This is a genomic window from Steroidobacter cummioxidans, assembly GCF_003104955.1.
Genome location: NZ_LSRW01000028.1, coordinates 148,593 through 161,253, shown reverse-complemented (window position 1 = coordinate 161,253; position 12,661 = coordinate 148,593). Strand labels below are relative to the sequence as shown.

The 12,661-nt window shown below is 62.3% G+C and carries 8 protein-coding genes; 5 read left to right on the top strand and 3 right to left on the bottom strand.

The annotated features are described in order from the left end of the window. Positions 1–305: 305 nt before the first annotated feature. Both D0550_RS16005 and D0550_RS16000 read right to left on the bottom strand, forming a co-directional pair. Complete coding sequence (locus D0550_RS16005; RefSeq protein ID WP_116810188.1) at positions 306–1,148, bottom strand: Rossmann-fold NAD(P)-binding domain-containing protein; 843 nt, start codon at positions 1,146–1,148, stop codon at positions 306–308. Next, the gene (locus D0550_RS16000; protein ID WP_116810187.1) at positions 1,085–1,921 is read right to left on the bottom strand and encodes an FAD-dependent oxidoreductase; all 837 of its coding nucleotides are present in this window, start codon (positions 1,919–1,921) and stop codon (positions 1,085–1,087) included. The genes D0550_RS16005 and D0550_RS16000 overlap by 64 nt, the downstream gene beginning before the upstream one ends. A gap of 329 nt (positions 1,922–2,250) precedes the next feature. On the opposite strand from D0550_RS16000, the gene D0550_RS15995 reads away from it, so the two are divergent. Then, a complete protein-coding gene (locus D0550_RS15995; protein ID WP_116810186.1) occupies positions 2,251–4,803 on the top strand; it encodes a TonB-dependent receptor plug domain-containing protein in 2,553 nt (850 codons plus the stop codon). 95 nt (positions 4,804–4,898) lie between these two features. Beyond that, entirely contained in the window at positions 4,899–6,107 is a 1,209-nt protein-coding gene (locus D0550_RS15990) for a LysR family transcriptional regulator (protein WP_116810185.1), read from the top strand. Here D0550_RS15990 and D0550_RS15985 read toward each other — a convergent pair. Next, positions 6,104–6,514 (bottom strand): hypothetical protein, encoded by a 411-nt coding sequence (locus D0550_RS15985; protein WP_153067200.1) that lies wholly within the window; start codon positions 6,512–6,514, stop codon positions 6,104–6,106. The genes D0550_RS15990 and D0550_RS15985 overlap by 4 nt on opposite strands. 458 nt (positions 6,515–6,972) lie before the next feature. On the opposite strand from D0550_RS15985, the gene D0550_RS15980 reads away from it, so the two are divergent. Genes D0550_RS15980 through D0550_RS15970 form a run of 3 tightly spaced genes read left to right on the top strand, consistent with a single transcriptional unit; the run spans position 6,973 to position 12,656 of the window. Continuing rightward, the gene (locus D0550_RS15980; protein WP_116810202.1) at positions 6,973–8,484 is read left to right on the top strand and encodes an efflux transporter outer membrane subunit; all 1,512 of its coding nucleotides are present in this window, start codon (positions 6,973–6,975) and stop codon (positions 8,482–8,484) included. An 8-nt stretch (positions 8,485–8,492) separates the two neighbouring features. After that, a complete protein-coding gene (locus tag D0550_RS15975; protein ID WP_206606323.1) occupies positions 8,493–9,599 on the top strand; it encodes an efflux RND transporter periplasmic adaptor subunit in 1,107 nt (368 codons plus the stop codon). 9 nt (positions 9,600–9,608) lie between these two features. After that, complete coding sequence (locus D0550_RS15970; protein WP_116810182.1) at positions 9,609–12,656, top strand: efflux RND transporter permease subunit; 3,048 nt, start codon at positions 9,609–9,611, stop codon at positions 12,654–12,656. The last annotated feature ends 5 nt before the right edge of the window (positions 12,657–12,661 follow it).

Below are 12,661 nucleotides of genomic sequence, written 5' to 3'. Positions count from 1 at the left end.
GCGCCGTTGAGCGAAACGCTGTCGAGACGGACGTCGCCGGCATTCCCATTCACCTGTCCGGCGCGCGGATGGTTCGCCGGATAGACATAGGCCGAGCGATCGAGTTTAGGATTGCGCGACGCGCTCGCCTGAAACACGAACGGCTCGACCTTCGCCTCTGCGCGTACAGCCGGCGACTGAGCAAAAAAATGCCGTTGGGAAACGAAAACTCGCGGTCGCGAGCAGAAACCAAAGCCAAGACGTTTCATCATCGATCTCTTCGAGGTTGGAAAGTTGGAACGTGCAATCGCCGAATGGAGCTAGCCCTACCGTATCGCCCTCTGGTACGGCGCCGGATCGGGCGCGGACTGTGGCGTATCGACGTACTTTTTGTGCGCCGCCGGATCCACCTGCGCCAGGAATAAATCGCGGGCGATCGCAGAGATCAGCCGTGACTGATACACCGCGCTCGGGATATCGCCGACCGCGATGCCAAAGCTCACCAGTGCCCCTAAGTTGTAACAATGAATGTTTCTCAGGAACTCCGCGCCCGAAGCCTCACGCGGCAGGAACTCGAAACCGCGGCCCAGATACGGATACTTGCCGCCGCCGGCGTCCTGCTCGCCCGGCTGTGGCCGATAGCGATCGGACCACAGGGCAATGGATCGATGGATGCGCGCGAACTCCGGCTGCAGCGACAGATCCGCCGCATATCCCGTGCCTGCGATCACATGATCGAAACGGTGCGGCTTGCCCGCGACCTTCGCCACCACTGTGCCGTCACCGGCCACGCTCACTTCGGACCATGAACTGTTCAAATGCAGATGAAAGTTCTCGAAAGCCACCGAGCGCCCGAGCGTATCGAACGGCACGGAAGCGACGCGCCGTCCGCGTAGCAAGTAGTTCCGCCAGCGAACGTCGTCGGGCAAGTCGTAAGCGAGTTCCGTGACGTTCGCATGTCCGCGGTCGAGTGGCGGCTCAGCGGGGCCTCTGGCAGGACCGTTGGTGTAATCGATGAAGGCCCGGCGACTGTACAAATGCACTTCGGCGGCACCGCTCTCGAGAGCCGCGTTCGCGGCGTCGAATGCTGAAGAACCGGCGCCAATCACACCGATGCGTTTGCCTGCCAGCGCATCGAAGTCGATCGGAGTGCCCGAGTGTGACCACACCCGCCGAGGTAAAAACGCACGAAATGAANGAATCCCGGCACGCCGGGTCCACCCACGCTTGTGTAACCGCCAGCGAGCACCAGCTTGCGCGTCGTCTGCGTGCGGCGGACGCCATCGGCATCCAGATGCAACCGTATTAGATCGCCGACCGGTTCGATGTCGATCAGACGCGTGCGATAGCGCACGTTGATGCCAGCGACCTGCTGCAACCAGTCGAGATAGTCGGCCCAATCGAGCCGCTGCACTCGATCGAGCTGATCGAACGCCGCTTGACCGTGCAACGCTTCGTACCAGGCTTGCACGCTCAACGCAGGGTTGTTCTGCGCCGGCCCGAGCCAGGTTTTGGGCGTACGCAACTGGCGCATGCGTGCAACGTTGCGCCAGATGCCCGCCTGACCGGGATCGGACTGATCGATGATATCGACCTGCCCGATGCCCTTGCGACGCAAGCCATACGCGATCGCGATGCCCGACTGCCCGGCGCCGACGATGACCACATTGTGATCGGCACCCGCGCGCGGCCGCACCCAATTCGCCGGATCCTGTCCTGCCCAACGCAGCACGCGCTGCGTTTGCGCGGCAAGTCCCGCCGTCGCGACTTCGCTCTCGGGGTTCGAGTCCAACGCATGCGTCGGTTGCAAGTGAGCGAACGAAGCAACGCCACCGACCGACAAGCCGGCAGCGCCTCGAAAGAAGCTGCGCCGATCGATTCGCTGGTTGGGTTGCCGCTGCTCTCGCTCGCCGCGAGGTGTTCTTTTGAATCTTTCTTTCATCGAGGGGTCGCGCCGAAATCGTCGAGGATTGTAGCGAGCGTCGCGCAGCGCACATATGACTTATCGCCATGACGATGTGACGAACGCTCCGCGAGCGCGCCGTGGCTCAGTATCTAGCAAACATTCGGCAAACCGCTCATTTCGTCATGACCAATCGTCATTCGACCGCAGTCCCGCTTTATATGCATGCTGCGCCAGACAGTTACAAACATCGACTCCGCGCTGGTTACAACACAGTCAGCGAAGCACGAAATTCGATCGCGGCGCGGTCCGCATCGGTAACAAAACCACACCCCGACACCTTCGATAGAGATCTTTAGAGAGCAGCAATGAAAACTTTCGCATCCGTCACGCGTCGCGCGCGACGATCGGGCCTGCTTGCCCTGGCCATCAGCAACGTGATCGCGGGAACGGCTTTCGCGCAGAGCGCCCCGAACGAGACGGTCGCTTTGGAGAGCGGCAATCTCGACACCGTGGTCGTCACCGGCGCCCGCGCCGCCGGCCGCACCGTGCGTAACAGCGCCGCGCCAATCGACGTCGTATCCACCGACGACTTGCTAGCGACCGGCAAGGGTAATTTGCTGGAGGCGTTGCAGACGCTGTTGCCGTCCTTGAACTCGGCGGCGCGGCAGTCCGACGTCGAAGGCAATATTCCCGGCGTACAGCTGCGCAACTTATCGCCCGGCTACACCCTGGTGCTCGTGAACGGCAAGCGCCGCAACAACAGCGCCTACACCAGCATCGGCACCTTTCCCGGCCAGTCCTACACGGACTTGTCGCTCATCCCGGTCTCGGCCATCGAACGCGTGGAAGTCCTGCGCGATGGCGCGTCGGCGATCTACGGCTCCGATGCCATCGCCGGTGTGTTCAACGTCATTCTCAAGTCCAGCGCCACCAGTGGCGGTGTGAGCGTCGAGTACGGCCAGACTTACGCCGGTGACGGCGGGCGCACGCGCGCCAGCGCCAACCAGGGCTTCGCGCTGGGCGATCGCGGCTTCGTCAATCTGTCGGCCGAGCTCATCGACCAGGACGACGCGGTGCGCAGTCTCACTTATAAGGACAGTTACTTGATCTATCCCGCGGTTCGCAACGGCCAGCTGGTGCGATTGGGCACGAACAACAGCCTGCCGGCCGGCGCCACCCCCAACCCATCGGAGGCGACCCGCAACGCCAAGTCGCAGTCCAACCAAGGCACCAACGGCTACGAAACCCGATCCGCAGCGTTGAACGCAAGCTATGACCTGAGCGACTCGTTGAATCTCTATGGCTTCGCCACGTACGCATCGAGCGACAAGTCGGCGCGCCAGAACTTCCGCTTGCCGGTCGCCATCTGGCAAAGAAACCCCGCGCTGCTGAATGTCTATCCCGACGGCTTCACGCCGACCATCGACACCGAAGAGACCGATTATTCAGTGGCGGCCGGATTGAAAGGTCAACTGAGCACTTGGGAATGGGATGGCAGCGTGGTCTACAACCGCGACTATTTCGACATCTACACTCGCAACACCGCCAACTACTCGCTGACCTACCCCGGTGCGAAGACCGACTTCTACGACGGCCGGCTCGACTATTCACAATGGGTCGGCAATCTGGACGTCCGCCGGGGCTTCGACGTAGCCGCGTTCGCCGAGCCGCTGCAAGTGAGCTTCGGGGCCGAATACCAACGCGAGAACTACGAACGTCTCGCCGGCGACCCGGACGGTTACTTTGGTTCGGGCGCGGAAGCGTATCCAAGCAACCGGCCCGAGGACCAAGCCGATGCTTCGCGCAATCGCAAGGCGTTGTATGTTGGCGCCTCGACCAACGTCACACGCCCCTGGTTCGTGGATCTGGCCGGGCGCTACGAAGACCATTCGGATTTCGGCGATGTTTCCACGGGGCGGCTGTCGACCCGCTTCGATTTCACCGAGACCTTCGGCGTGCGCGCGACGGTGAGCAATGGCTTCCACGCGCCTGGCCTGGGCACGCAGAACCTGCAGATCACCAAAGTCACGCCTACGTCGGAAGCACTGACGGCCGCGGTGAACTCACCGGTAGCAAGAGCGCTCGGCGCCACTGCATTGAAACCTGAGAAGGCGACCAACTACAGCGTCGGCTTTACCTTCAGCCCGACCCGCACCTTCCACGCGGCCGTCGATTTTTATCAGATCGAGATCAGCGACCAGCTGGGCCGTTCCAGCAGCATCGGCTATGACTTCAGCGATCCAGCAAACATCAGGGATCCCAATGGCACCCCACTGACGGCCGCGCAACGCCAGACTATCGACGATCTGCTGGGCACCGCGGGCATCACGATCTCGCAGGGCCAGAACTACTCGGTCAACTACTACACCAATATCGGCGACACGCGCACGCGCGGTGTGGAGCTCACGCTGGAATCTACACACAACGTGGGCGCCGGCAAGCTGCGCTGGACCTACGCGTTCAGCAAAGCCGAGACCGATGTGTTGAGCCTCGCGCCCATTCCACAGGTACTGCAAACCCTTCCCAACATCACCCTGCTCACCGCCGCCGCGGCTTGGGATCTGCGTTATCGCCTGCCGAAGTACAACCAGGTCGTCGGCCTGTTCTGGAACAGCGGCCCGTGGAACGCCTCGCTCAACGTGGTGAACAACGGCCCGACCAAGCGCCAGGCCAGCGCCGACATCACTCAGTACGAAGTCGACCCGACGTATATCACCAACATTTCCGCCGGCTATAGCTTCAGCAAGGGCGGTACCGTCGAGATCGGCGCCACCAACCTGTTCGACGAGTATCCGGACAACATCCCGGATGCCGCGCTGTCGGCAAGCTCGCGGGCGATCTACACATCCCAGTACGCAAGTACTTCGCTGAATCGGCAAGGTGGTTTGTACTTCGCGCGGTTGAACTACAAGTTCTGAGACATCCGGTACGCGCGCCGGAGGCCGGCGCGCGCGGCTTGGCGGGCATTAGCGATTGCTATAGCAAATCGTGCCGGCGCGTGCCACGATGCCTCATGAGCGCGCCAAACCTACGCCATTTGCAGGCTTTCCATGAAGTCATGACGACGGGCAGCATTAGCGCGGCGGCGCTCCGGATGCATTTGACGCAATCCGCGGTCACACAAGCGATCGCTGCCATCGAGCGTCACTTCAACGCGCCTTTGTTCACCCGCAGCCCCCATGGGATGCGCCCCACGTTGGCAGGAACAGTCTGTGCCGAACGCATCGAGCGGGCACTGACCCAGCTGCGAGATGGCATTCAGGAACTGGCCGGCTCGGAGGTGAGTGCTGCCAGGCGTGAGCAATTGTTTCGACGGATCAGCAGCGCGCAGCTCAGCTCGCTGATCCAGCTGGTGGAGTTTCGCAATTTCACGCACGCCGCCAGAGCGACCGGCGTCTCACAACCCACCATACATCGCGCCGCCCGCACGCTGGAACGGACGCTGGATGCGACGCTGTTCGAAAAGACCAGCTATGGGGTCGTACCCACTCGCGAGGCCGAGAAGCTCGCCCGCCGCGCTCATCTAGCCTTCGTGGAGATCTCCCAGGCCCGCGCCGACATCGACGCGTTGGATGGCCGAGAATCCGGCCGCACCGTCATCGGCTCCATGCCGCTGGCTCGCAGCTTTCTGGTGCCCACTGCGCTCATTCGTTTCACGCGCGAACATACCGAGCATGCCGTCTCCATCATGGAGGGCACGTATGAACATCTGCTCGGCGCGTTGCAGTCGGGTCAGGCCGACTTTCTGGTCGGCGCATTGCGTGACGGCCGCATCGGCGGTGGCATCGTGCAGGAATATTTGTTCGACGATCCGCTGTCCATCGTCGTTGGCGCCGGGCATCCACTGGCGAAGAAACGCAAGCTGACCGCGCACGACCTGGCCAGCCATCCCTGGATCGCGCCGCGCGCGACGTCGCCACTGAAGACCCACTTCGAAGCATTGTTCAAGCACATGGGCATCGAGCCGCCGCTGCGCTTCATCGAATGCAACTCACTCGGTGCCGCACGCGCATTTCTAATGGGCGGCGATCACATGATGTTGTCGTCGACCAATCAGGTTCACTATGAGCTGCAAACGGGCACGCTGGTGTGCCTGCCCCACCCGGCCGGCAAAGTCATCCGAAAGATCGGGCTCACCGTGCGGGAGGATTGGCGCCCGACGCAGGGGCAGGCGCGACTGTTGGCGATCCTTCGTGAAACCGCGCAGCAGCTGGCGCACTAGGCATCGCGTTCATTCTGTGCCTCGATGGCCGACTGGTACTGCCGCTGGGCCTCCATCGATTCGCGGATGAACTTCAATTGCAGCGGCGTCTTGTTGGCCAGTTGCTCGGTTTCTATCCGCTCCACCAGGTCGGCATGCAGATCCGTGCCGTTGATCGAATCGTTGCGCCGCATATGGCTGTCTATCTCCTTGAACTCGGCGTTGGTCAGAGGAAATACAGCGGTGCAGCCGCCACAGTGCAGGCGGTGCTTGCAGATGAAGCGAAAGACACGAATGGCCGAGAAAGTGACCCACTCGGATTCTCTCGACACGAGCCATTCCGATTCCCGCCGGCAGTCGTAGCAGTACGCGGTGGCAACTTCCCCAAGCACTTTTTGTTCTTTGTCCCAGCCGAACACGATCCACATCGACATCTCCCTATATTGCGACGCGCCAGCCAGTCTACGTGCAGCGACGAAGAGTGGCACATGGCTGTCCAGAAGATTGCATCCGCACCACATGGCTGTCCATGCCCGCAACCTCATGGCTGTCCATGACCGCAGCAACAGTCCATGACCGCAGCAACGTCCGCATCCACCACATGGCTGTCCATGACCGCACAGTCCCCACATGGCTGTCCATGCCCGCAGTCCATGGCTGTCCATGACCGCACATGCCCGCGGCGACAACCAACTTATGGAAAACTGAACTTCCCCCATAGCGCGCCAGGCGTTGCAGTGCGGCCTGCTGCAATACGCACGCATCGTCGTTGCAAGCCGTTAGGCCGAAGCTTCGCCCCGGCGCGGGAACTCAAGCGCATCACGCGCGCGTTTTTCCCAAAGGTTCGATGATCCGCATCGATCACTTCCTTGCGCAGGAAGCCCTCATGAATATTTCTGCTGCGCCCCGGGGCGGTCGACGTGCGATTGTGGTCGCAAGCGCCGGGCTTGCACTCACCGCCTGCGCCGTCGGCCCCGACTTCAAGCCACCCGAGGCGCCTCAGGTCACCGACGCAGACCGCGCGTACACACCAGCACCGATGCCTTCACAAACCGCGAGCGCGCCGAGCCCAGGCGGCGCACCGCAGCGATTTCTCACCGGTGAGGACATCTCTGCACTGTGGTGGGAAGCGTTTCGTTCGGAACCCTTGGATCAGTTGATTCGCTCCGCGCTGAAGCGCAGCCCAACACTGGCAGCAGCGCAAGCTGCATTGCGTGAAGCGCGAGCGTCATACGAAGCCACGGCGGGAAGCACGCTGTTTCCGAGCGTAAGCGGCCAGCTCAGCGCAACCCGCCAACGAGCCTCGCTGACCTCGTTTGGCCTGCTGGGAACCGCGGAGTTCGATCTCTACAACGCGACGGTCAATGTCTCCTATACGATCGATGCATTCGGCGCGACGCGCCGCGAGCTAGAGGGCCTGCGCGCAGCGATCGACTATCAGCGTTATCAGGTCGAAGCGGCCTACCTGAGCCTCACCGCGAATCTGGTGACCACGGCGATCCAGGAAGCGTCGATTCGCGCTCAACTGCAAGCCACGCAAGACGTGCTTGACGCCCAGTCGCAGACGCTCTCGATTGTCGAAAAGCAGCAGTCACTCGGCGCCGTGGCATACACAGCCGTGATCACGCAGCGTACGCAGGTTGCCCAGACTCGCGCGCTACTGCCCGCGCTGGAAAAGTCGCTGGCGCAGACACGGCATCTCCTGGCGGTCTACGCCGGCCGACTGCCCAGCGAGGCGGGCCTTCCGGAGTTCTCGCTCGAATCGTTACAACTGCCGCATGATCTTCCGGTCAGCCTGCCATCCTCGCTGGTGCGACAACGGCCAGACATTCGTGCGAGCGAAGCGCAGCTTCAGCAAGCAAACGCGCAGGTCGGCGTCGCCACGGCGAACCTGTACCCGCAGATCACGCTCAGCGGAAGTGTCGGCCAGCAAAGCGTGCAGACCAACGATCTGTTCTCCAATAGAAACTTCACATGGAGCCTCGGCGCCGCCCTACTCCAACCTATCTTCCAGGGCGGTGCGCTACGCGCGAGGAAACGAGCCGCCATCGCCGCCTTCGAAGCGGCGCAGGCTCAATATCAGCAGACGGTGCTGAACGCGTTTCTCGACGTCGCCGACACACTGCGCGCGCTGGATATCGATGCGGATGCGCTGCGAGTACAGGCCCAGTCGGAGTCCCTGGCGCGAGAATCGCTCGACCTCGTGACACGGCAATACGCACTCGGAGCTGCGAGCTACCTGCAGTTGCTGGATTCGCAGCGCACGTATCAGCAGGCAAAGATCGGCTTGGTGCAGGCCCAGGCCGCACGCTACGCAGACACTGCAGCCTTGTTCCAGGCACTTGGCGGCGGCTGGTGGAACAGGCCACCCCTTCCCGAGACGACTGGACACCCATGAGGAAGCGAATGTTCCTCATGCTGGGCGGCGTCCTGTTGCTCGTGGCAATCCTCGCGCTCGGCTTTTATTTACACGTACGGGCGCTGATCGCCGCGGCACCCAAGCCCACCCCGCAGACCGTGTCGGCAATCGCAGTTGCCGAGCTCGAATGGCAGCCGCGCCTGGCGGCGGTGGGATCGACGTCCGCGGTGCGCGGCGTCGATGTAACAACCGAGCTCGCCGGCATGGTCCGGAGCATCCATTTCGAGTCCGGCCAGGAAGTCACGGCCGGCTCCGTGCTCGTACAACTGAACATCGATGCCGATGTGGCACAACTGCATTCACTCGAGGCGGCGGCGGACCTGGCGGCCATTGTGCTGGCACGCGACCGGGCGCAGTTTGCCGCCAACGCCGTGAGCCAGAGCCTGATCGACAGCGACATCGCCGATCTGAAAGGCAAGCGAGCTCTGGTCGCGCAACAAGCGGCACTCATCGAGAAGAAAACCGTGCGGGCGCCCTTCTCCGGCAAACTCGGCGTCACCCCGGTGAACCCGGGTCAGTATCTGAACGCGGGCGACACCATCGTCACGCTGCAGACCCTCGATCCGATCTATGTCGATTTCAACGTGCCGCAGCAACAGATCGGCGCGGTGTCGGTGGGCCAGGAGGTGACTCTCACCGTCGAGGGTTTTCCGGGTCATGACTTTCCGGGTCGGATCAGCGCAATCAGCCCCAAGGTGGACCCGGCAACGCGCAATCTTCAGCTGCAAGCCACGCTACCGAACGCCGCGCATCAACTGCTGCCCGGCATGTTCGCCAATGTGAATGTCAACATCGGCGAGAAGGTCAAGCGTCTGACGCTGCCGCAGACGGCGATCATCTACAACGCTTACGGCTCGGCGGTATATATCCTGACGCCCGCCAAAGCAGGAGGCCCGCCCGGACTCGTGGCGCAGCAGGTGTTCGTCACGACAGGTGACAAGCGCGGCGATCAGGTGGCCATCGTCTCGGGCCTGCAAGCAGGCCAGCAGGTGGTGACCAGCGGACAGCTCAAACTCAAGAACGGCGCGCCGGTCGTCATCGACAACACCGTGCAGCCCGCCAACAACCCCAACCCCACGCCGCAGGAACATTGACCTTCGGCCATGAAATTCACCGATATTTTCATCCGTCGCCCGGTACTCGCCATGGTGGTGAGCCTGCTCATCGTGGTACTCGGGCTGCGCTCGCTGTTCGGCCTGCCGGTCACCCAGTATCCGCAGACGCAGAGCTCCGTCATCACCGTCTCGACGGTGTTCTACGGTGCCGATGCCCAGACGGTCGCGGGATTCATCACTCAACCGCTCGAACAGGCGATCGCCCAGGCGTCGGGCATCGATTATCTGTCGTCCTCGAGCAGCAACGGTGTTTCTACCATCACCGCAACGCTGCGCCTGAACTACGACGCCAATCGCGCGATGACCGAGATCAACACGCAAGTGAGCTCGGTCAGAAATCAGTTGCCTGTGCAGTCGCAGATTCCGGTGCTGACGATCGAGCCGAGTCAGACCACCGATGCGATGTACCTCGGCTTCTATAGCGACGTGCTGCCGACCAACAACGTTACCGACTTTCTGTCACGGGTGGTCAAGCCCAAGCTCGACTCCATCGAGGGCGTGCAGGTCGCCGAACTGCTCGGGGCTCGCCCGTTCGCCCTGCGAGCGTGGCTGAATGCCAACCAGCTCGCCGCGCGCGGTGTGACGGCCAGCGACGTGAGCAACGCGCTCCTCAGTAACAACTATCTGGCTGCACTCGGTGTCACCAAGGGACAGATGGTCACCGTGCCGCTGACGGGCGGCACGGACCTGCACACGGTCGAAGAGTTCAAGCAGCTGGTGGTCAAGCAGAACGGCACCTCGATCGTACGGCTCCAAGATGTGGCGAACGTGACGCTCGGCGCGGAGAGCTACGACTTCAATGTCGCATTCGGCGGAGTGCGCTCGGTATTCATCGGTATCAAGGTCGCCCCGGGAGCGAACATTCTCGATGTGGCAGAGCGCGTGCGCACCGCCTTTCCGGAGCTGCGCGATCAGCTGCCCACAGGCGTGACCGGCAAGATCGTCTACGACGCCACCGAATTCATCCACTCCTCGATTTTCGAAGTGGTGAAGACGTTGATCGAGGCGCTGCTCATCGTCACCGTGGTGATTTTCCTGTTCCTCGGCAACCTGCGTGCCGTCGTGGTGCCGGTCATCGCGATGCCGCTGTCGTTGATCGGCACCTTTTTCATGATGCTGGCCCTCGGTTACTCGATCAACTTGCTCACCTTGCTGGCCCTGGTGCTCGCGATCGGGCTGGTGGTCGACGATGCCATCATCGTGGTCGAGAACGTCGATCGGCACATCAAGGAAGAAGGCAAGTCGCCGCTGCAGGCCGCTCTGGTCGCGGCGCGCGAGCTCGGCAACCCGATCCTCGCGATGACAGTCGTGCTGATCGCGGTCTATGTGCCGATCGGATTCCAGGGCGGGCTGACCGGCGCGTTATTCACCCAGTTCGCCTTCACGCTGGCCGGCGCAGTCACGGTCTCTGGCGTCGTTGCACTCACCCTGTCGCCGATGATGTGCTCACGCTTTTTCAGCGCCGAGCGCAAGAAAAGCCGCCTGCAGAACCTCATCGAAAGGCTGTTCGACAAGGTGCAGCACGGCTATTTGCGCTTGTTGCATGCCCTGCTCGACACCTGGCCGGTGCTCATCGTCATGGGCGCGCTGCTGAGCGTCGTGTTGATCGCGATGTTCCTCATGTCCAAATCCGAGCTTGCGCCCGAGGAGGACCAGGGGATCGTCCTGTCGCAAGTCGCGGGTCCCCCCACCGCCACGGCCGAGCAGATGCAGACCTATGCCGAACAGATCTTCCGCATCGGCCGAGCCCTCCCCGAGTACGAGCAGATGTTTCAGCTCACGGGCCAGCCCACCATAAACGCGGGCATTGGGGGCGTGCTTTTGAAACCCTGGGATCAACGCACACGCAGCGCGCACGAGATTCAACAGCAGCTGCAAGAGCAGTGGAACAAGGTCGCAGGCGCACGCGTCGCGGCCTTTCAATTCCCGCCGCTGCCGGGCGCCTCGGGGCTGCCAGTGCAGTTCGTCATTACCACCACGGAGCCCTTCCAGAACCTTGACGGCGTGACGCAGCAGGTGCTCGAGGAAGCGCGCGCTTCAGGCAAATTTTATTTCCTCGACGTGGACTTCAAGCTCGACCAGCCCCGCGCCACCCTGGTCGTCGACCGGGACAAGATCGCGACACTCGGCATGACTTCGCAGGACGTCGCCGCTTCACTCGGAGCAGCGCTGGGCGGTGGCTACGTCAACTATTTCACGATCGACGGCCGCTCGTACAAAGTGATCCCGCAGGTTCAGCAGGTCGACCGGCTCAACCCGGCGAACGTGCTCGAGTTCTACATCAAGACCCCGAGCGCCGGGCTCATCCCGGCCAGCACCGTCGCCCGCATCAAGTACGACGTCGTGCCGGAGTCGATCACCCGCTTCCAGCAGCTGAACTCGGCGACGATCTCCGCGGTCCCAGGCGTCTCGCAAGGCGAGGCACTGAAATTTCTGAGCGACACCGTGAAAAACAACACGGCTGGCGGCTACAACGTCGACTACGCAGGACAATCGCGTCAGTTCACACAGGAGTCCGGCGGCTTCCTGGTGACGATGCTATTCGCCGTAATCATCGTGTTTCTCGCACTGGCGGGCCTGTTCGAGAGCTTTCGCGATCCAGTCGTGATCCTGGTTTCCGTGCCGCTCGCCCTGTTCGGCGCACTGATCTTCATCTTCCTGGGTTTCACCTCGATGAACATCTACACCGAGGTGGGCCTGGTGACGCTGATGGGCCTCATCAGCAAACACGGCATCTTGATCGTCGAGGTCGCGAATCTGCAGCAACAGGCTGGCAAATCCAAGCGGGAGGCGATCGAAGCGGCCGCGGGCATCCGGCTGCGCCCCATTCTGATGACGACTGCGGCGATGGTCTTCGGTGTCGTGCCGCTGGTCATCGCGTCGGGCGCTGGCGCCGCAGGCAGGCACGCGATGGGTCTGGTGATCTTCACAGGCTTGTCGATTGGCACGCTGTTCACGCTGTTTGTGATTCCAGCCATGTACATGTTCATCGGAGCAGAGCATCACCGCGAACCGGCGGCGGCGCCGGGCGAGTGATGCGT

Bases quoted from the DNA above. Each gene is read 5' to 3' on its own strand.
- D0550_RS15995 (WP_116810186.1), top strand. From the start codon at position 2,251: ATGAAAACTTTCGCATCCGTCACGCGTCGCGCGCGACGATCGGGCCTG.
- D0550_RS15990 (WP_116810185.1), top strand. From the start codon at position 4,899: ATGAGCGCGCCAAACCTACGCCATTTGCAGGCTTTCCATGAAGTCATG.
- D0550_RS15985 (WP_153067200.1), bottom strand. From the start codon at position 6,514: ATGTGGATCGTGTTCGGCTGGGACAAAGAACAAAAAGTGCTTGGGGAA.
- D0550_RS15980 (WP_116810202.1), top strand. From the start codon at position 6,973: ATGAATATTTCTGCTGCGCCCCGGGGCGGTCGACGTGCGATTGTGGTC.
- D0550_RS15975 (WP_206606323.1), top strand. From the start codon at position 8,493: ATGTTCCTCATGCTGGGCGGCGTCCTGTTGCTCGTGGCAATCCTCGCG.
- D0550_RS15970 (WP_116810182.1), top strand. From the start codon at position 9,609: ATGAAATTCACCGATATTTTCATCCGTCGCCCGGTACTCGCCATGGTG.